16 protein-coding genes and 1 pseudogene are annotated in these 19,575 nt (G+C 70.9%); 12 read left to right on the plus strand and 5 right to left on the minus strand.

The features are described from left to right. The first annotated feature begins 56 nt into the window (after positions 1–56). The 6 genes from BUB75_RS16710 (at position 57) to alc (ending at position 7,322) form a co-directional block, all read left to right on the plus strand. The gene (locus BUB75_RS16710) at positions 57–1,265 is read left to right on the plus strand and encodes an acyl-CoA dehydrogenase family protein (protein ID WP_073258098.1); all 1,209 of its coding nucleotides are present in this window, start codon (positions 57–59) and stop codon (positions 1,263–1,265) included. Between the two features lie 96 nt (positions 1,266–1,361). Continuing rightward, on the plus strand, positions 1,362–1,931 hold the full coding sequence (locus BUB75_RS16715) for a TetR/AcrR family transcriptional regulator (RefSeq protein ID WP_073258099.1): 570 nt from the start codon (positions 1,362–1,364) through the stop codon (positions 1,929–1,931). Positions 1,932–2,048: 117 nt separating this feature from the next. Continuing rightward, entirely contained in the window at positions 2,049–3,617 is a 1,569-nt protein-coding gene (gene aceB, locus BUB75_RS16720; protein ID WP_218617564.1) for a malate synthase A, read from the plus strand. Continuing rightward, the gene (locus BUB75_RS16725) at positions 3,617–4,879 is read left to right on the plus strand and encodes a DUF6986 family protein (protein ID WP_073258102.1); all 1,263 of its coding nucleotides are present in this window, start codon (positions 3,617–3,619) and stop codon (positions 4,877–4,879) included. Before aceB ends, BUB75_RS16725 begins: the two co-directional genes overlap by 1 nt. An 11-nt stretch (positions 4,880–4,890) precedes the next feature. Then, entirely contained in the window at positions 4,891–6,219 is a 1,329-nt protein-coding gene (gene allB, locus BUB75_RS16730; RefSeq protein WP_073258104.1) for an allantoinase AllB, read from the plus strand. Further along, positions 6,216–7,322 (plus strand): allantoicase, encoded by a 1,107-nt coding sequence (gene alc / locus BUB75_RS16735; protein WP_073258106.1) that lies wholly within the window; start codon positions 6,216–6,218, stop codon positions 7,320–7,322. Before allB ends, alc begins: the two co-directional genes overlap by 4 nt. Before the next feature lie 25 nt (positions 7,323–7,347). Here the strand turns inward: alc and BUB75_RS16740 are convergent, their stop codons facing one another. Both BUB75_RS16740 and BUB75_RS16745 read right to left on the minus strand, forming a co-directional pair. After that, on the minus strand, positions 7,348–9,114 hold the full coding sequence (locus BUB75_RS16740) for an AfsR/SARP family transcriptional regulator (protein WP_073258108.1): 1,767 nt from the start codon (positions 9,112–9,114) through the stop codon (positions 7,348–7,350). Positions 9,115–9,136: 22 nt separating this feature from the next. After that, positions 9,137–9,409 (minus strand): DUF4242 domain-containing protein, encoded by a 273-nt coding sequence (locus BUB75_RS16745; RefSeq protein ID WP_073258110.1) that lies wholly within the window; start codon positions 9,407–9,409, stop codon positions 9,137–9,139. A gap of 142 nt (positions 9,410–9,551) precedes the next feature. Here BUB75_RS16745 and BUB75_RS16750 point away from each other — a divergent pair, with 142 nt between their 5' ends. Then, a complete protein-coding gene (locus BUB75_RS16750) occupies positions 9,552–10,037 on the plus strand; it encodes a DinB family protein (protein ID WP_073258112.1) in 486 nt (161 codons plus the stop codon). On the opposite strand, the gene BUB75_RS16755 is transcribed toward BUB75_RS16750, so the two are convergent. Continuing rightward, the gene (locus BUB75_RS16755; RefSeq protein WP_073258114.1) at positions 10,034–11,515 is read right to left on the minus strand and encodes a PucR family transcriptional regulator; all 1,482 of its coding nucleotides are present in this window, start codon (positions 11,513–11,515) and stop codon (positions 10,034–10,036) included. The genes BUB75_RS16750 and BUB75_RS16755 overlap by 4 nt on opposite strands. A 141-nt stretch (positions 11,516–11,656) precedes the next feature. Here BUB75_RS16755 and uraD point away from each other — a divergent pair, with 141 nt between their 5' ends. From uraD to BUB75_RS16775, 4 genes are read left to right on the plus strand one after another with little or no spacing between them, the layout of a single operon-like run. Continuing rightward, positions 11,657–12,172 carry a 2-oxo-4-hydroxy-4-carboxy-5-ureidoimidazoline decarboxylase gene (gene uraD, locus BUB75_RS16760; protein WP_218617566.1) on the plus strand — a complete coding sequence of 172 codons (516 nt, stop codon included), beginning with the start codon at positions 11,657–11,659 and terminating at the stop codon, positions 12,170–12,172. Then, positions 12,169–12,501 carry a hydroxyisourate hydrolase gene (gene uraH, locus BUB75_RS16765; RefSeq protein ID WP_073258118.1) on the plus strand — a complete coding sequence of 111 codons (333 nt, stop codon included), beginning with the start codon at positions 12,169–12,171 and terminating at the stop codon, positions 12,499–12,501. Before uraD ends, uraH begins: the two co-directional genes overlap by 4 nt. 1 nt (position 12,502) lies before the next feature. Continuing rightward, on the plus strand, positions 12,503–13,381 hold the full coding sequence (gene pucL, locus BUB75_RS16770) for a factor-independent urate hydroxylase (protein ID WP_073258120.1): 879 nt from the start codon (positions 12,503–12,505) through the stop codon (positions 13,379–13,381). Beyond that, entirely contained in the window at positions 13,378–14,721 is a 1,344-nt protein-coding gene (locus BUB75_RS16775; protein WP_073258504.1) for an 8-oxoguanine deaminase, read from the plus strand. Before pucL ends, BUB75_RS16775 begins: the two co-directional genes overlap by 4 nt. A gap of 112 nt (positions 14,722–14,833) precedes the next feature. Here the strand turns inward: BUB75_RS16775 and BUB75_RS16780 are convergent, their stop codons facing one another. Then, on the minus strand, positions 14,834–15,490 hold the full coding sequence (locus tag BUB75_RS16780; protein WP_073258122.1) for a cutinase family protein: 657 nt from the start codon (positions 15,488–15,490) through the stop codon (positions 14,834–14,836). Positions 15,491–15,738: 248 nt separating this feature from the next. On the opposite strand from BUB75_RS16780, the pseudogene BUB75_RS16790 reads away from it, so the two are divergent. Beyond that, positions 15,739–18,938: pseudogene (locus BUB75_RS16790) on the plus strand (NACHT domain-containing protein). Here the strand turns inward: BUB75_RS16790 and BUB75_RS16795 are convergent. Then, positions 18,935–19,510: a Uma2 family endonuclease gene (locus tag BUB75_RS16795; RefSeq protein WP_178379883.1), complete on the minus strand. Its 576-nt coding sequence runs from the start codon at positions 19,508–19,510 to the stop codon at positions 18,935–18,937. The pseudogene BUB75_RS16790 and the gene BUB75_RS16795 overlap by 4 nt on opposite strands. Between the last annotated feature and the right edge of the window lie 65 nt (positions 19,511–19,575).

A 19,575-nucleotide genomic window follows, 5' to 3' on the forward strand; every position in this document is an offset into this window, starting at 1 on the left:
TACTAGTCAGTAGGCGCCTCTCATAAAACTCGAGCCCGCTCAGAACGAGGGACGCGATGTTCAGCCTTGACCTGACCGAAGAACAAGACGAACTCCGTGAGTGGGTGCACGGATTCGCGAAGGACGTCGTGCGCCCCGCCGGGCACGAGTGGGACGAGCGGGAGGAAACCCCCTGGCCGGTGATCCAGGAGGCCGCGAAGATCGGCCTCTACGGCTTCGAGTCGCTCGCCACCTGGTGGGGCGACGAGACCGGGCTCACGCTGCCGATCGTCAACGAAGAGCTGTTCTGGGGTGACGCCGGGATCGCGATGTCGATCTTCGGCACGACGCTGGCCGTGGCCGGCATCTTCGCCTCCGGCACGCCCGACCAGCTGGCGGAGTGGGTGCCCCAGTGCTTCGGCGACGAGTCCGACCCGAAGCTCGGCGCGTTCGCGGTGTCCGAGGCCGAGGCCGGTTCGGACGTGTCGGGCATGAAGACCCGCGCCCGCTACGACGAGGCAACCGACGAGTGGGTGATCAACGGCGCGAAGGCGTGGATCACCAACGGCGGCATCGCGAACGTCCACGTCGTGATCGCGTCGGTCGACCCGTCGCTGGGCTCGCGGGGCCAGGCCGGGTTCGTGATCCCGCCCGGCACGAAGGGGCTCTCGACCGCGCGCAAGGTCAAGAAGCTCGGCCTCAAGGCGTCGCACACCGCCGACCTGTTCCTCGACGACGTCCGGATCCCCGGGAACTGCCTGCTCGGCGAGAAGGAGAAGCTGGACGAGAAGCTGGCCCGCGCCCGGGAGGGCGTCGGCAGCAAGGGCCAGGCCGCGCTGCGGACGTTCGAGGTCAGCCGCCCGGCCGTCGGCGCGCAGGCGATCGGCATCGCGCGGGCCGCGTACGAGTACGCGCTCGAGTACGCCAAGGGACGCGAGACCTGGGGCCGTCCGATCATCGAGAACCAGGCCGTCGCGTTCGCGCTCGCGGACATGAAGATGGAGATCGACGCCGCGCGGCTGCTCGTGTGGCGGGCGGCCTGGATGGGGCGCACCGGCAAGGAGTTCACCGCGGGCGAGGGCTCGATGTCCAAGCTCAAGGCCGGCGAGGTCGCGGTGTGGGCGACCGAGCGGGCAGTGCAGCTACTCGGCGGCGCCGGATACAGCCGGGAGCACCCGGTGGAGCGGATGTACCGCGACTCGAAGATCTACACGATCTTCGAGGGTACGTCGGAGATCCAGCGCCTCGTCATCGCCCGAGCCATCTCCGGAGCCCGAATCCGCTGAGCGCCCTAGGCGCGACCGGGGGCGACAACTAAGTGTGGTGTGGGCGATCGCCCACACCACACTTAGTTGTCGCGGATAGTGTGGTTGACTACTCACATGGTGCGCACGCTCTCCACCGCTGAGGATCGACGGGAGACGGTGCTGTCGACCGCGATCAGCGCCTTTGCCGCCCGGGGGTACTTCGGCACGACGACCGTGGAGGTCGCCCGGGCCGCCGGGATCTCGCAGGCCTACCTGTACCGGCTCTTTCCGGACAAAGAGACGCTCTTCGCGGCCGTCGTCGAGCGCTGCTTCGCTCGCATCCAGGAGAGCTTCGCCCAGGGCGCCGACGTTGCCGCAGGAACGGACGGGACGAGCGCGCCCAGCCCCGCCGAGGTCCTCCACGCGATGGGCGGCGCCTACGCGAACCTGATCGCCGATCAGGACCTCCTGCTGCTCCAGATGCACGCTCAGTGCGCCGCGATCTCCGTCCCGGAGGTCAAACGCGCGGTCCGCGAAGGCTACGAACGCCTCGTCGAGTACGCGAGCGGTGTCTCCGGCGCCCCGGAGAAGGACGTCCAAGCTTTCTTCGCCACCGGCGCGCTCTGCACGGTCGTCGTCTCGATGGGCGCCCACGAGGTTGACGCGCCCTGGGCCCGGACGCTCAACGCCGACCTCCGCCACTAGAGATTCCTCCAAAAGCGCCTACCGCCGACGCGGCGGATATATCCGCCTCGCACCTTGTCAGCCAGGGGTGCACGGCGCCTACGGTGTAACGGTCCACCCCACCGGAGGAGGCGCAACGTGACTGGCACGAGCGGTGTGAACACCAGCCCCACCACGGTCGACGGCGCCGAAACGATCCTGTCGCCCGAAGCGCTGGCGTTCCTCGCCGATCTGCACCGCACGTTCGGTGCCCGCCGCACGGAGCTGCTCGAACGACGGAAGACCCGGCGCGCCGAGATCGCCCGCACCGGCAAGCTCGACTTCCTCGCCGAGACCGCGTCGATCCGGGACGACCCGTCGTGGAAGGTCGCGGAAGCCCCGGCGGACCTGCTCGACCGGCGGGTCGAGATCACCGGTCCCACCGACCCGAAGATGACGATCAACGCGCTCAACTCCGGTGCGAAGGTGTGGCTCGCCGACCTCGAGGACGCGAACACCCCGCACTGGGACAACGTCGTCGGCGGCCAGATCTCGCTCTATCGGGCCACCCGACGGGAGTTGAGCTTCGAGAGCGGCGGCAAGCAGTACCAGCTGGGTGAGAACCTCGCGGTCGTCGTCACCCGCCCGCGCGGCTGGCACCTGGACGAGGAGCACGTCACGGTCGACGGCGAGCCGATCGCCGGTGGCCTGGTCGACTTCGGGCTGTACTTCTTCCACAACGCCGCAGAACTCCTGGCCCGGGGCAGCGGCCCGTACTTCTACCTGCCGAAGACCGAGAGCCACCTCGAGGCGCGGCTCTGGAACGACGTCTTCACGCATTCCGAGGCCGCGCTGGGCATCCCGCACGGCACCATCCGCGCCACCGTCCTGATCGAGACGATCACCGCCGCGTTCGAGATGGAAGAGATCCTCTACGAGCTGCGCGAACACGCGTCCGGGCTGAACGCCGGACGGTGGGACTACCTGTTCAGCGTCATCAAGAACTTCCGCGACGCCGGGCCGGAGTTCGTCCTCCCGGACCGGGGCAAGGTGACGATGACCGCGCCGTTCATGCGCGCCTACACCGAGCTGCTGGTCGCCACCTGCCACAAGCGCGGCGCGTTCGCGATGGGCGGGATGGCCGCGTTCATCCCGAGCCGACGCGACCCCGAGGTGAACGCGAAGGCGCTCGCCCAGGTGCGCGCCGACAAGGAGCGCGAGGCGGGCGACGGGTTCGACGGCTCCTGGGTCGCCCACCCGGATCTCGTCCCGGTCTGTCAAGAGGTGTTCGACGCCGTGCTGGGCGACAAGCCCAACCAGCTCGACCGTCTCCGGCCGGACGTCCACGTCGCCGCGTCCGACCTGCTCGACGTCGCGAACACCCCCGGCGACGTCACCGAGGCCGGTGTCCGGGCGAACGTCTCGGTCGCGCTGCAGTACCTCAAGGCGTGGATCGGCGGGCTCGGCGCGGTCGCGATCAACAACCTGATGGAGGACGCCGCCACCGCGGAGATCTCCCGGTCCCAGGTCTGGCAGTGGATCGCCCAGGGCACGATCCTCGACACCGGCGAGCCGGTCACCGAGGCCCTGGTCCGCCGGCTCCTGGACGAGGAGGTCGCGAAGCTCGGCGAGGGGTACGACCAGGCGCGGACGCTGTTCGAGCAGGTGGCACTCGCGGACGAGTTCGTCGACTTCCTCACGCTGCCCGCGTACGCCTTGGTCCGTTGATGCTGGACGACTTGCTGAACGCGCTCGACGTCCGGCTGGCCGACACCGACGCCGCGCTGAAGGTCCAGCACGAACGCGACGCTCCCGGGCGTCAACCCGTGCACACCGTGTACGTGCCTGCCGACCAGTTCGCGGCCGGTCTGCCCGCCCGCTGGGGAACCGAGGCGCTCGCGCTGCTGGACCAGCACGCCCCGAACCCGCACCACCTCGCCGCCGCCACCGGGCTGCCGGAACGCGCGGTCGCGGATGCCCTTCCCCGGCTCCGGGTCAAGCTCGCCACCGAGCCGATCGAGGACCTGCGGATCGACTTCGAGGACGGGTACGGCTACCGCCCGGACACCGACGAGGACGCCGACGCACAGAAGGCCGGTCAGGCCATCGCGGCGCTGATCGGACGCGACGGGGGGCCGTTCTCGCTCGGGCTCCGGGTGAAGTCGATGGAGGCGCGTGACCGGCGGCGTGGCGTCCGCACGCTGGACCTGCTGGTCGGGTCGTTGTGCGCGGCTCTGCCGGACGGACGGGAGCTGCCGCCGATGCTCCCGGGCCGCTTCGTCGTGACGCTGCCGAAGGTTTCCTCGGTCGCGCAGGTAGAGGCCGTGCTCTCGGTGGTCGAGGCCATCGAGGACGCCCACCGGCTCACGGCAGGGACGATCGGCGTCGAACTACAGATCGAGCTGCCCTCGGCGATCCAGGGGGCGACCGGCGCGGCAACCGTGGCCACACTGGTCACCGCTGCCGGCCCGCGCTGCGCCGGAATCCACTACGGCACCTACGACTACAGCGCCGCGCTCGGCGTCGCAGCCGCGTTCCAGTCGTTGGATCACCCGGTCGCCGACCACGCGAAGGCCGTGATGCTGCTGGCCGCGGTGCAGGCCGGGGTGCCCGCGGTGGACGGATCGACGAACGTCATGCCGACCGGCTCCACCGCGGACGTGCACGCCGCCTGGAGAAACCACGCGCGGCTGGTGCGCCGCTCGCTGGAGCGGGCCTACTACCAAGGCTGGGACATGCACCCCGGTCACCTGGTCACCCGGTACCTGGCCACCTACGTGTTCTTCCGGGACGCGCTTCCCACGGCTGTTACCCGCTTGACCACCTACCTCGCCCGTTCCTCCCACGGTGGCGGAGTGGTCGACGAGCCCGCAACCGCCCGCGCGCTCGCCGCGGTGATCCTGCGCGGCCTGGACTGCGGCGCGCTCACCGAGGACGAGGTGCCGCTCGACGTCCCACAGCTCCGGCGGCTGTCCCGCCCACGGCACTAGGGGTCTCGTTGTTGGATGTGGTGATCCGCGCGCGGCGGGTGGTGACCGCGACCGGTGAGGTCGACCGGGCGATCGGTGTCGCGAACGGCACGATCGTGGCGATCGAGCCGTTCGACGCCGACCTCTCCGCCCCCGACGAGGTGACGCTGCCGGACGATCACGTGCTGATGCCCGGCGTCGTCGACACGCACGTGCACGTCAACGAGCCGGGCCGCACCGAGTGGGAAGGCTTCGCGACCGCGACCAGGGCTGCGATCGCCGGTGGCGTCACGACGATCGTCGACATGCCGTTGAACAGCATCCCGCCGACCACGGACGTGTCCGCCCTCACCCTCAAACGCAAGACCGCGGCCGGTCAGGTGCACTGCGACGTCGGGTTCTGGGGCGGCGTGGTGCCGGGCAACCTGCCGGACCTGCGCGGACTGCACGACTCCGGCGTCTTCGGGTTCAAGTGCTTCCTGCTGCACTCCGGCGTCGACGAGTTCCCGCCGGTCGACCCGTCGCAGCTCGAGGACGCGCTCAAAGCCCTGCACTCCTACGACGCGCTGCTGATCGTCCACGCCGAGGACTCGCAGGCGATCGACCGCGCCCCGACCGCTCGCGGCGACCGGTACGCGGACTTCCTCGCCTCCCGGCCGCGTGGCGCCGAGAACGTCGCGATCGCGCAGGTCATCGAGCTGGCCCGGTGGACTGGCGCTCGTGTTCACATCCTGCATCTGTCGAGCTCGGACGCTCTCCCGATGATCGTCTCGGCGCGCAGGGACGGCGTCCGCATCACGGCGGAAACCTGCCCGCACTACCTCAGCTTCACCGCGGAAGCGGTGCCCGACGGAGCGACGCAGTACAAGTGCTGCCCGCCGATCCGGGAAGCGAGCAACCGCGAGCTCCTCTGGGAAGGGCTTCGGAACGGCGTGATCGACTGCATCGTGTCCGACCACTCCCCCTGCACGCCGGAACTGAAGCGGTTCGACATCGGCGACTTCGGCGTCGCGTGGGGCGGGATCGCGTCGGTCGAGGTCGGTCTGTCGGCGATCTGGTCGGAAGCGCGGACCCGCGGGTTCACGTTGGCCGACGTCGCCCGCTGGATGTCGCAGCGACCGGCCGAGATCGCCGGTCTCCGGCGCAAAGGCCGGATAGCGCTGGGGTTCGACGCCGACTTTGCCGTCTTCGATCCGGACGCCGGGCGCGTGGTCGACCCGGCGCAGCTCCACCACCGGCATCCGGTGACGCCGTACGCGTTCCGTCCGCTCGCCGGCATCGTGCGCGAGACCTGGCTGCGGGGGCGCCGGGTGACCGGCGACGAGCCGACCGGACAGCTGCTCACCAGGGGGAACGCATGATCGACCTCGCTGCGCGTCCGTTCGGGGGTGCGGTCGTGGCCGCGAACGACGAGACGTTCGCGGAGAAGGAGAACCTGATCCGGCCGGATGCGCCGCTGTTCCAGTCGCACACGTTCGGCCACAAGGGACAGGTTTACGACGGCTGGGAGACTCGCCGTCGGCGCACGCCCGGCCACGACTGGGCGATCGTCCGGCTCGGTGCTCCCGGGTTCGTCCGGCAGGCGATCGTCGACACCGCACACTTCACCGGCAACTACCCCGAGGAGTGCTGGCTGGAAGGCCGGTACGTGGACGGCTACCCTTCCGTCGCATCGCTCGTCGACGACGAAGGCTGGGTGCCGCTCACCGGTCGGGTTCGTCTCGCCGGTGACAGCGCCAATGGGATCGACGTCGCCGATGGGCCACTGGTGACGCATGTCCGGCTGAACATCGCCCCGGACGGCGGCGTCGCCCGGCTGCGGATCCTGGGCGACGCCGTTCCCGATCCCCGGCGTCTGGCGGGCGTACCGCTCGACCTGGCCGCGCTGCACAACGGTGGCCGGGTCGACGACTGCAGCAACCGCTTCTACTCCCCCGCCGACCACGTCCTACTGCCCGGACAGGCCCAGACGATGGGCCAGGGGTGGGAGACGCGGCGCCGCCGGGGCGACGGCAACGACTGGCTGCTGATCCGGCTCGCCGGTCCGGGGCACGTCCGGCAGCTGGTCGTCGACACGACGCACTTCGTCGGGAACGCGCCGGGCGCGGTGCGGGTGCGGGCGCTGGACGCCGGGCTCCACGACCCGAACGGCGACGAGGGGTGGACGGAGCTGCTGGAGCGGCGTCCGCTGCTGCCCGACACCCCACATTGGTTCGCTACTGATGCGGCGGTGCGGGCGACGCACCTCCGGGTGGACGTGTTCCCGGACGGCGGCCTGGCCCGGGTGCGTGCCTACGGGCGGCTGGCGAGCGACGGGTGGAGCGCGCTGGTGTCCCGCTGGTGGGCGGCGCTGCCGACCGAGGCGGCGCGGTGCGTATTGGTGGGCGCCGGTCTGCCCGAGACACTCGCCGACAAACCCGACCGCCCCGTCCCCCCAGCACTGACCAAGGCGCTAGAGCACTAGGTCGCTGGCCTGTGGACGAGCTGTCCTAGCTGAGGAGGGCGGTCAGGGCGGGGTTGTCTACGGACGCGGCTAGGGCGCGGGCGGCCTCGGCGGCTCCCGGCGCACCGGCGTTCCGGCGGTGCAGCGCGGCCCGCACGCTGAGCTCCGCCATCCCGCTGTGCTCGGCGAGCGTGGCGAGTTCCGCGACCCACCCGGCGGTCTCCGGGCGGCCCGCGGCGGCACCGACCGTGGCCAACGCGTCCAGCGCGTACGCCTCGACCCAGACGTACCCGTCCGAAAGCCTGCCCGCGCGCCGCCTGGCGTCCAGCAGCGTCTCGACCGCGCCGGACAGGTCTCCCTCGGCGGCCCGGACCAGGCCGAGCCCACGTGCCGAGAGGCCCTCCCAGCACGGATCGCCGATCTGGCAGCCGAGCGCGAACGCGTGCTCCAGCCGACCCCGTGCGGTGTTCAGTTCTCCCCGTCTCAGATCCACCTCGGCCCGGAGCGCCTCCGGCCACGGGACGAACGTGACCCACCCGCTCCCGGACGCGCGCTCCAGCGCCTCGTCCAGCGCGTCGGCCGCCGCGTCGAGGTCGCTGCGCAGCAAATGCACGCGCCCGACCATCGACATCACGTAGGACCGTCTGCGCTCGTCCGCGGCGCACTCGGCGGCCTCGTCCAGCGCGTCCAGCGCATCGGCGTACCGACCCAGGTCGGACCGCGTGCTGCCGCGCACGGACAGCGCGAACGCCCGCTGCGCCGGATCGCTGGTCACGCTCTCCGCGCAGCTCAACCATGGCTCCACCCGCTGGTAGCGGGCTCGCAGAAACTCGACGTACGCCAGCTCGACGTACGCGGTGGCGAGCGACGCCGGCTCGGCGCGGTGGCAGGCCAGCGCCCGGTGCAGGACAGCCGCCCCCTCCTCGTCGCTGCCCCGGGCGGCGTGCACGAGCGCCGTGCCGAGCGCGGTGTAGGCCGCCGCGGCGACCGCGCCGTCACCGAGCCGTTCGGCGTCCGCGACCGCGCGCCGTAGGCACTCCAATCCGGGGTCCAGCGCGCCTGCGCTGATCGCTGCCTCGCCGGCGTCTAGCAGCGCCCGCACCGCCGGGCGGCCGGTGGCCGGCCCGGTGGTCGTGGACGCCGTCCGGGTGGCCATCGCCGCGTCGAGCGCCGGGCCGGGCTCGACGCCCAGCTCGTTCCGGAACAGCGTCCGGCAGGCCGCGGCTCGCCGGGCGGCGTCCACGCCGTGACCGCCGACGGCCAGCGCCCGGACCAGCAGGACGTGGTAGTTCTCGTCGTACGGCGCGAGCGTGACCAACCGCCCGGCGAGTTCGGCGCTCTGCTCCGCGTCCCCGGCCGCCAACAGCGCCAGCGCGCTCTCGTGCAGCAGCGACTCGACCGCACCACGAGCGTGCCGCCGCTGCGCGTCCAACCAGATCTCGAACGAGGGGCAGCCGGCGAACCTCAGCGTGCCGAGCAGGTCCGATCCGGGCGGGGGCGTAGCCCCGCGCTCACGCAGCCCCCAGACGTCGACGGTCGGTACCTCGGACCAGTTCGGGATCAGCGGGTCACCGCGGAAGGCGCCCGGATCCCCGACCAGCCGCCGCAGCGCGGACAGGTTCCACCGCAGCGCCGCCAGCGGATCGTCAGCCGTCGGGAACAGCAGGCCGGCGACGTCGGCCCGGCCGGGAGGCGTCTCCCGGAGCACCAGATACGCGAGCAGGCCCCACACCTTGTGGCCGCGTGGGGCCGGTTGCTCGGCGCCGTCCAGGACGACGCGGGGAGAGCCGAGAAGGTGAATGTGCAACGTCATCCGGCCTCCCCGCGGTGCCCGTTTACTCGGCGGACGTCACGTCGACGGTCGTCCGGACCTCGCTCACCCGGTCGGCCGGGAACCCGCCCCGGCGCGCGTGCTCCCGCACCAACTCCGCGTCATCGGCGACGTAGACGCAGTACATCTTGTCGTCGGTGACGTAGCTCTGTATCCACTGGACGTGCGGGCTCAGCTCGTTCAGCACGGCGCGCGACTTCTGCGAGATCGCACGCAGTTCCTCCGGGCTCGACGCGCCCAAGCCTGGGATCTCCCGCTCGATGACGAACTTCGGCATGTGTTTCTCCTGGTGTCGCGGGACCCCCGTGGCCCCGACGACGACCAGCGTCGGGCGCGCCCGTGTGACCGGGCGTGTGACGGGTCGCGACACCCTTTCGAAACACACCATTCACCCACGAGTCGCACCGCACAATGGAGCGATGACGGATCGCAGGACTCCTTTCATCGTCGGTGATGAATCCGCAACCCTGCTGGCTTTCCTCGCCTACCTCCGACAAGCCATCATCCGGAAGATCGAAGACCTCTCCGAGTCCGAAGCCCGGCGTTCGGTGGTGCCGTCGGGAACCAGCCTGGCCGGGCTCGTCAAACACCTGACCGTCGCCGAGCGGTACTGGTTCCGCCACGTCTGGGCCGGTGACCCCGGCGTCGAGTGGGACCGGCACAGCTGGGACGTCGCTGACGACGTGACGGTCGACCAGCTCATCGACGACTACCGCGAGGCATGGAAGGAGTCCGACCGGCTGATTGAGGCGGCGCCGGACCTCGACGCCCCGTGCGCCGAGGAGTACCGGAGCCACCGGCTCTCGCTGCGGTGGGTGCTCGTGCACATGATCGAGGAGACCAGCCGCCACGCCGGTCACGCCGACATCACCCGGGAGTTGATCGACGGCTCGACGGGCCGCTAGCCCAGCCGGAGCGCGAGAAACAGGTCGACGCGGTCGTCCAGCCTGCCCAGGTTCCGGCCGGTCAGCTGCTCGACCTTGGCGATCCGGTAGCGGACCGTGTTCACGTGCAGGTGCAGCACCTCGGCGCACCGGCTCCAGGAGCCGGCGTGGTCGAGGAACGCGGTCAGCGTCGCGACCAGCTCCGCGTCGTGCGTGCTGTCGTAGGCGAGCACGGGGCCGAGCACCCGGTTGCGGTACGCGCGGCGCACCTCGTCCGGGACGCTGCCGAGCAGGAGCATGTGCGAGTCGATCTCGTCGGCGGTGACCACCGCGGCGGCCTCGCTCCGGGCCGCCGCGAGCCCGGCGGCGTGCCGCGCCTCCTCCAACGCGGCGAACAGCGCGGGGCCGGCCGCGACCGTGCCGCTCACGCCGGTGGGCAGCCGGGCACCGCCCAGACCCGCTGCCACCGCGGCGTACCCGGCGCGGACGGCGTCGGCCAGCTGGTCCGCGGTCAGGTCACGGGACGGCACGACGGCCAACGTCGTCCCGCCACGGACGCCGACGACCGGGTCGGGTACCGCGGTCCGGAGCACCTCGTCGAGCACCGCGACCCCCAGCTCACCGTCGCTGACCAGCACGGTCACCGGGGTACCGGGCCCGATCCCCGCGACCCGCAGCGCCGGCAGCAGCTCTGCGGCCGCGTCGCCGCCCGCGGTCAGCGCCCGGAGCACCTGGTCGGCGAGGCGGCGCTCGGCGCGGCGTCCGGCGTCGACCCTGGCTCGTTCCAACGCGACCAGCCCGGCGAGCTCCTCGGCGAGCACCATGGCGTCGGCCAGCTCGGCCGGGCAGGCGACGAACCAGGCGACGGTCCGGTGCCGGTCGGGCGCGTCGGCCGGCAGCAGCCGGATCCGGCGGCCCGCCACGGTCACCGACGCCGGGAGCCGCGGTGCGGTGAGCACCGCGTGGACGAGCGCAGCGCGCTCCGGCGGCGGCGCACCGGCGATCACGCCCGCGACCGGGCTCAGCACCGCACACGGCTCCCCCAGTTCGGCCGCCGCGACGTCCAGCAGCCGGTTCAGGCCGGCCCGCCCGGCGAGCACCGCCAGCAGCCGACGCCCCACCGGCCGGGCGGGCGCGTTCCCGGCCAGCACCCGGCGAGTGATCTCGGCGAACGACAGCGAGGCCGGTACGGCGAAGAGCGGCAACCCCCGGCGTCGGCAGACGTCCGTCAACTCGTCCGGAACACCGCCCAGGGCCGCTTCCCCCGCCCCCAGCGCCGTCGCACCGGAGTCCACCAGCGCATCCACGAACCCGGCAGCCGCCTCGGCCGACCACCAGACCAACCCGGTGAGCACCAGCTCCCCGCCGGTCAGGTACCGGCCGGGGTCCGTCAGGTCGGTCGTGTAGACGTCCACGATCGCCCGCCGCTCAGCACCCGACGGCAGCACCAGCGGCCGTAGCCCCAGGTCACCCGTCTCGAGCAGCTCTCCGAGCAGCACCGTCCACCTCCTTGGAGGAACCTACAAGGAGGTATCCCTCCGACTCGGTGGGCTTGGAGTGCATCAGCATGTCGGGCGGTGTGTTATGGACACCAGGATGGCAGCACGGACGAGTATCTCCAGGGGGCACCGTTGACCAGCGTGGACGAGTTGAACGCCGCCGAAGCCGACGCCGCTGCGGCCATGCTGCATCCGTGCTGCGCCTCGACGGCTTGGGGGCGGGCAGTCGTGGCGGGTCGTCCGTATCCCGGTCTGGACGCGCTCCTCGCCGCATCCGACCCGATCGTGAGGTCGCTGAGCTGGGCAGACGTCGAGGAAGCGCTGGCCGCGCACCCACGGATCGGTGACCGCCCCACGGACGCCGCCACCACCGAGAAGAAGTGGTCCCAGGGTGAGCAGGCGGGGGTCGCCGACGCCGACGGCGAGGTGCTGGCCGCGCTGGCCGACGGGAACGCCGCGTACGAGGCACGATTCGGCCACGTCTATCTGGTGTGCGCGTCGGGCAAGTCGGCGGAAGAGCTGCTCGGCATCCTGCAGGACCGGTTGGACAACGACCCGGCGCACGAACACGACGTAGTGCGCGGCGAGCTCGCGGCGATCACCCGGCTGCGGCTGCAGAAGCTGTTCGCTGACGAATCAGTGGAGGTCCGTCCTTGACTCTCTCGACGCACGTCCTGGACGCGACTACCGGACGCCCGGCCGACGGCGTGCGGACCGTCTGGGACAGCTGGTCCGACGGAACCTGGACGCCGGTCGCCACCCGGGAGACCGACGGCGACGGCCGGATCTCCGACTGGGGCGCCACCGAGCTCGGGCTCGGCGTGCACCGCCTGGTCTTCGCCACCGGAGCGTGGTTCGCCGCGCGACGGCAGCGCACGTTCTACCCCGAGGTGTCGGTGGTCTTCGAGGTCACCGACACCGCGGCACACCACCACGTGCCGCTCCTGCTGTCGCCGTTCGCCTACTCCACCTACCGCGGGAGCTGACGTGAGTTTCTTCCTGGGCTCGAACCAGTACGGAAAGGCCGGCATCCGGCTGGTCAGCGTGCAGCGCGACGGCGACCGGCACCTCGTCACCGATTTCACGGTGGCGACCGCGCTCGCCGGTCATCTGGACGACACCCACTTCACCGGCGACAACAGCGCGGTGCTCCCGACCGATACGCAGAAGAACACCGTCTACGCGTTCGCCAGGGAGTTCGGCGTCGGCGAGCCGGAGGCGTTCGCTCTGCGGCTGGCAAAGCACTTCGTCACGACGCAGGAGGCGATCTACCACGCACGGGTCAACATCGAGCAGCACACGTGGGAGCGCCTGGCACCGCACGGCGAGCCGGCACCGCACTCGTTCGTCCGGGCCGGGACCGAAACTCGCCGCGCTGAAGTGATCGTGACCGAGGACGACGTCGCGGTCTCGTCCGGCCTCGGCGACCTGACCCTGCTGAACACGACGAACTCGGAGTTCCACGGCTTCCCCCGCGACAAGTACACGACGCTGCCGGAGACGCGGGAACGCATGCTCGCGACCTCGGTGGAAGCGTGGTGGGACCACGACTCGGCCGACGTCGACTGGGGTAAGTCCTACGCCGAGGCCCGCGACGCGCTGCTCACCGCGTTCGCGTCCACCTACAGCCTCTCGCTCCAGCAGACGCTCTTCTCGATGGGCTCGTACGTGCTCCACCAGTGCCCGTCGGTGGACGAGATCCGGCTCTCGCTGCCCAACAAGCACCATCACCTCGTCGACCTCACGCCATTCGGGCTCGACAACCCCGACCAGGTCTACGTCGCGCCGACCGAGCCCTACGGGCTGATCCAGGGCACGGTCCAGCGCCACCAGATGGTTCCGACCGTGGGACCGCAGCTGTGGTGACCGTCTACGACGGCTGCGCCGTCGCGACCGTCGATGCCTCCGGCACCGAGTACTCCTCCGGCCACGTCGTGGTGTCCGACGGCGTGATCACGGCCGTCGGCCCTGGTCCTTTCACGGGGGACGCCGAGCGGGTGGACGCTTCGGGCTGCCTGGCGACGCCGGGGCTCGTGAACACGCACCACCACCTGTACCAGTGGGCAACGCGAGCGGTCTCCGTCGACGACGGGCTGTTCGAGTGGCTGAAGACGCTGTATCCGATCTGGGCCGGGATCACTCCGGAGATCGTGGGCGCCGCCGCACGAGCCGGGCTCGCACGGCTGGCGCTGACCGGGTGCACGACCAGCACCGACCACCACTACGTGTTCCCGCGCTCCGGCGGCGACGTGCTGGGCGCCACGATCTCCGCGGCGTCCACCGTGGGGCTGCGGTTCCACCCGACCCGGGGATCGATGGACCTGGGCGTCGCCGACGGCGGGTTGCCGCCGGACAGCGTCGTTCAGGACCTGGACACGATCCTGGAGTCGGTGGCGTCGGCGGTGTCGCAGTGGCACGACCCGTCGCCGGGGTCGATGCTGCGCATCGCCGCGGCGCCGTGCTCACCGTTCTCGGTGACCCAGGATCTGATGCGACAGTCCGCCGCGCAGGCCCGGGAGCTGGGGATCCGGCTGCACACGCACCTCGCCGAGACGCACGACGAGGACGACTATTGCCGGGAGAAGTTCGGCCGGACGCCGGTCGAGTACCTCTCGGACGTGGGGTGGCTGGGGCCTGACGTCTGGCTCGCGCACGGCGTGCACCTCTCCGATGCCGACGTGACGACGCTGGCCGCGGCCGGCACCGGGGTCGCGCACTGTCCGAGCTCGAACGCGCGGCTGGGCTCCGGTATCGCGCCGGTGGCCGCGCTGGTGCGGGCGGACGCGCCGCTCGGGCTCGGCGTCGACGGGGCGGCGTCGCAGGAGAACGGCGGGTTGGCCGACGAACTGCGGCAGGCGCTGTTCGCCGCGCGGCTGCGGTACGGACCGTCGGGGCTGACCGCTCGCGACGCGCTGCGGATCGCGACGATCGGCGGCGCGCGGTGCCTGGGGCGTCAGGACGAGATCGGGTCGCTGGAGGTCGGTAAGCGCGCCGACATCGCGCTGTGGCGGGTGGACGGGCCGTTCCACGCCGACATCGTCGACCCGGTGGATGCGCTGGTGTACGCGTCGCCGCCGCCGCTGGCGCGGTTGCTCGTCGAGGGGCGGACGATCGTCGTCGACGGGGTGCTCCAGACGCTCGACGTCGAGGCGGCCGGTCACGACCTCCGCACGGCCGCACGAGCCCTGGCCACAGTTTTGCCCTGACCTGGAGCCCGCCGAGGACGAGGCTGCGTCCGCGCGCAAGGACGCCTCGACCTTGTGGTGGTCTCAAGTCCTTGCGCGCGGCCGTCAGGCTCGCCCCCCGGCGGGCCGCCCTCTAGCCCGCCTTGACGAGGTTCGCGGCGAACTGAGCGGCGCTCGTCACCGAGCCGTTCGTCGGGTAGCTCAGGTGGGCCAGCGCGTTGAACCCGCCGCCGCACACCGGGTCACCGGTCGCGCAGACGTCCCGGGCGCGCGAACCGTACAGCGGGCTGGCCGTGTTGATGTTCTGTCCGTAGAGCCGCAGCGGGTTACCGAAAACCGTGATCGCCTTGATCCGCGGCGCGAGGTTCGTCGGAATGGTTCCGCCGGTACCGAGGAACGTCCGGATACCGATCGCGATATCCGTGACGCTCGCGCCCTGCGAATAACCGCCGAGCACAAAAACGGTGTTGGCGCACTGCGCGGCAACCTGTTTGACGTGATTACTCATGTCGGTGGCGCCGGGGCCGGCGCTGGTCTGCGAGACGTTCGCGGCGTAGTTCACCGCGTACGACGTCACGGTCTTCCCCGGCAGATTCTGCTGGATCGCCCTCACCAGCGGCGTCCCGACGATGCCGAGACCTGGCAGTTCCGTGCTGCCGCGCGCGAACACGACCTCGACGTCGGCGCACGCGGCGGTGGCCGGCGATGCGGTCATCGCCAGACCGGTGACGCTGGTCGCGACGACGGCCGCCGCGGTGACGACGCGGCGAACCGCGAGAGACAAGGACATAACGAAGTGGCCCTTCCGGACCGGTCGACCGGGCTCGCACCCAGCCGTGATCGGCCGTTCCTACAGCAGTTGGTGAACGTGGCCGAATCAACGTAAGTACCGGGCGCGCCGCATCGGATCGGCAAGATTACCGGCGTCGACCTTAATTCCGGTTAATTGTTATTCTGCTTCAAAAGGCGCGGCGAACTTTGTCTACGCGAATCTCTACATTCGACAGTGGCCGTGATCTGAGCCGATACCCTGCCCGCATGCGGGTAGATCCTGCGCTCACCTACCGCGGGGCGCTCAGCATCCTCGGCAAGTACGACCGCCCTCTCTTCGACCGGCTCGAGGGCCTGCTGTCGACGGCGATGCTCGGCGCTGGATTCCTGGACCTGGTAGACCCCAAGAACGACGGCGTCCGGCTCCTGCGTGGCGCGCTGGACGGCGTCCAGGACAGGCTGTTAGGGACGTCGGGTTTCGACCGCCTGCAGTTGATCGCGGCGGCCCACACCACCCTGGTGGTGTCCTCGTTCTTCGAAGCGCTGCAGGCGCACCTCGGCGAGCACTACCGCGACCTGGAATTCACCGACGCGGAGAAGATCGGCCTGACGACCGGGGATTGGTTCGGTCCTCACTCGTGGCTGGACGCACTGCGGCAGGCGCCGGTGCCGATCCCGGGTCCCCGGTACGGCTTCCTGCGGAGGTCACCGAGGGTGCCGTAGGCACGTACGAGAGCGCGTTCGTCCGGCTGGCCGCCGACGTCCCCGAGTTCGGCCTGTGGCTGATGCTCGGCGAGTCGACCGAGACGCGTCGGGAACTGCGCGCCTGGGGCAGCGATCTCCTCGGCGCCGCTCACCGGGCCACTGACCGGCTCGACGCCATCGAGCGGCTCCTGAACGAGGTCATCCGGACACCGTCGCCGGCGCGATCCACGCTGGACGTGCTGGGCCGGCTCAACCGGAGCATCCTGGAACGGCCGGTGCTCGGCGATCCGACGCTCCACGCCGACGAACACGCGACGCTGCCCACGGTGGAGCAGGCGTACATCACCCCGCGGCTCCGGGTCGCGGTCGCTGATCGAAGCGCGCGGCCGTCCGACGAGCGGTGGTGGGCCGAGCAGCCGCTGGTCGCCGACACCGAGCTGTTCCTGGCCGGCTACCTGTGTTCGCCGGAGAGTGCCGGGTCCCCGCTGCTGGTCCTCGGACTACCGGGCGCGGGTAAGTCGATGCTGACCCAGATGCTCGCGGCCCGGCTGCCGGTGTCCGGCTGGACCCCGGTGCGGGTCCCGCTGCGGCACGTACGAGCGGATGCGGCCGTATCCACGCAGATCCAGGAGGCGTTGGACAGCGAGGGACATGGCCGGCTGCGGTGGCCGCACATCGCCGACGACGCCGAGGCCGCCGGGACGACTCGGGTGGTCGTGCTCGACGGCCTGGACGAGTTGATGCAAGCGAGCGGGGCGTCCCAGTCGCGGTATCTGTTCGAGGTCGCCGAGTTCCAAGATCGAGAGGCGGCGATGGGGCGGCCGGTCGCGACCGTCGTGACCTCGCGAACCGTGATGGCCGATCGGGTTCAGATCCCGCCCGGCACGATCATCGTCCGGCTGGAAGGCTTCGACGACGCTCAGGTCGAGCGGTGGGTCGCGATCTGGAACGCGCTGAACCACCCGCGGAGCTTCCGGGCGCTCCCGCCGCCGTCGGAGCTGCCCGCCGGGCTCGCGGAGCTGACCCGCCAACCGTTGCTCCTGCTGCTGGTGGCGCTCTACACAGCGGACCCGGATGCGCCGCCGCTGACGGCAGGCGTGACCACCGTCGCGTTGTACGACCAGCTCATCACGCACTTCCTGCGTCGGGAGGCGTTGAAGGAGTCCGGGCGCGATCTGTCCCCCGAGACGCTGATGGCCGACCGGCGCCGGTCGCTGACACTGGCGGCGTTCGCGATGGTCAACCGCGGCCGGCCGTACGCCACCGGCCCGGAGCTGGAGCGTGACCTCGGGGCGTTCCTCGGCGCGTCGCCGAGCCGGGCGCACGAGTTGCAGGAGCCGCTCGACCACACCGTCCGGACCGTCGGCCGGTTCTTCTTCGTGCACGCGTCGGGCGAGCGGCAGGGTGGGTCGCACGAACTGCCGCCCACGTACGAGTTCCTGCACTCGACGTTCGGCGAGTATCTCGTCGCCGCTCATCTGGCCGCTCAGCTGCAGTTCCTTCGCCAGGCGTACGCTCAGGCCTCCGGCCTCGGGTTCGCGGCGGCGCCGGACAGCAACGGGCTGCGGGCACTGCTCTCCCACGAGCCACTGCTCAAGTTCCCGCGCGTCCTGGAGCTGATCGGCGAGGTCTGCAGCGACGTCTCGGACGTGCTGCGGGCGCTGGTGGCCGGTGCCCGGAACCAACTCGGGCCGTGGACTCCGGCTGCGTACAACCCCTCCGGGCGCGACACGATCGACCACTACGCGATCTACACGCTCAACCTGGTGTCGCTGCTGGCGCAGCTGGAATCGCCGGTTCCGGTGTCCTCGTTCGCGCCGGCCGGTGTCGACACCGGGCAGTGGTGGCGGTCGCTGGTGCGGCAGTGGCGTGCCGGGCTGGACGACGAGGCGTGGCTAGCGGTGGCCGGATCGTTGACGATACGACCGGGGTGGGTGCTCGAACGCGCGTCGTCCCGTGGGCACCTGGGCACGCGTCCGGCCGACTGGGCGGCTCGGGGTGAGGCGCGACTACTCGGGGATCTGCGGGTGGACGCGCATCTGTCGGCGGGCGCAGCCGCCTGGCGCGGCACGATCCCGGACGATCCCGAGGTGGCCGCGGTCTTCGCCGGCCTGGTCGAGATGCAGCTCCACGGCGTCGTCCAGCCTCGGACCCTCCGCGCCGCAGTGCGGTTGATCGACGAGAACCCCACCGCCCCGACGGTGCTCTTCGACCTTTTGCTGACGGTCGTGACGCGCACGTCCGTCTGGCTCACGCTAATTGCGCCCCACGCCGCGACGATCGACCGGGAGCGCGTGCTCGCGCTCATCGCCCATCAGGTCTGGGCATGGGGCCAATACCGCGCGGCAATCGGGGAACCAGATCCGGACGAGGTGACGGGCCAGACGTGGTTCGAGGTCGGCATCGAGGCCATCCTGCCGGTCGACCGGCCGTTCGATACCGAAGCGTATTTCCTCGCGGCGACCGATCCTGCGACGGCGAGCTTTCGGCTGACCTCCGGGTGGGAGGGCTTACCCGGGAGCATTGTCAATCCTCACCCGTTCCATTTCGGCACCCGCGGGCCGGACGAGGACAGGTACCGCGGCGGCGATTCCGTTCCGTCTGTGGACGCGGCAGCAGCGACCGTGCCGCTGACCGTGCACTTTCCCGAAGACGAGGACATGACGGCGTGGAACACGCTGGTCGCGGACGTGGTAGCGCTCGCCCGCCGCCGGCGCTTGGCCCGCCGGACCAGATTTCCGAGCGACGATGCCGACGCCTAGCGAAGGATGTCGAGGTCGAGCGTCACTCGAAACGGGACCTCCGTGGTGAACGTACCCGTGGTCACGGTCTGCACGATCTCCGCACCGGACTCCCGCGTGAGCCGGTACTCGACCAGCTTCGGCCCGTCCTCGATTCGCCACATCGACCGGATGCCGAGCTCCGCGTAGCGCAGAGGCTTGGTTTCACGATCCATATTCGTCGAGGACGGTGACTCCACCTCGACGACAAGCTGCACGAGATCCGGCGGCGCATAGCGCTGCCGCTCGTCACGCAAGTGCCTGGGAGCTACTAGCACGTCCGGGGCGAGCGAATGACGCACGTACTCACCGTTGGACCATCGGATCTCTGATTCGAGATAGGCCCACAGGCCTGGTGGGGCAGCTGCCACCAGCGCATTCGCGACTACTCGGATAACGTCGTTGTGCCAGAGCGAGGGGCGGGGGCTCACTATCAGGTTCCCGTCGACGATTTCGGTCCGGTAGGGAACGTCAGCCCGTAGTGCGTCGAGGTCCGCCTCCGTCCACTCGCCGTTCGGCGGCAGGGGGATTCGGAAGCGCGGCTCCGTGCTCATGGCGACCTCCTCGAGCAGCCGGCCGCGCGTGGACGGGGCACCGCGCACCGCATCGTCAAAAGGCA

Origin of the sequence: Cryptosporangium aurantiacum (assembly GCF_900143005.1) — a bacterium.
Taxonomy (GTDB): domain Bacteria; phylum Actinomycetota; class Actinomycetes; order Mycobacteriales; family Cryptosporangiaceae; genus Cryptosporangium; species Cryptosporangium aurantiacum.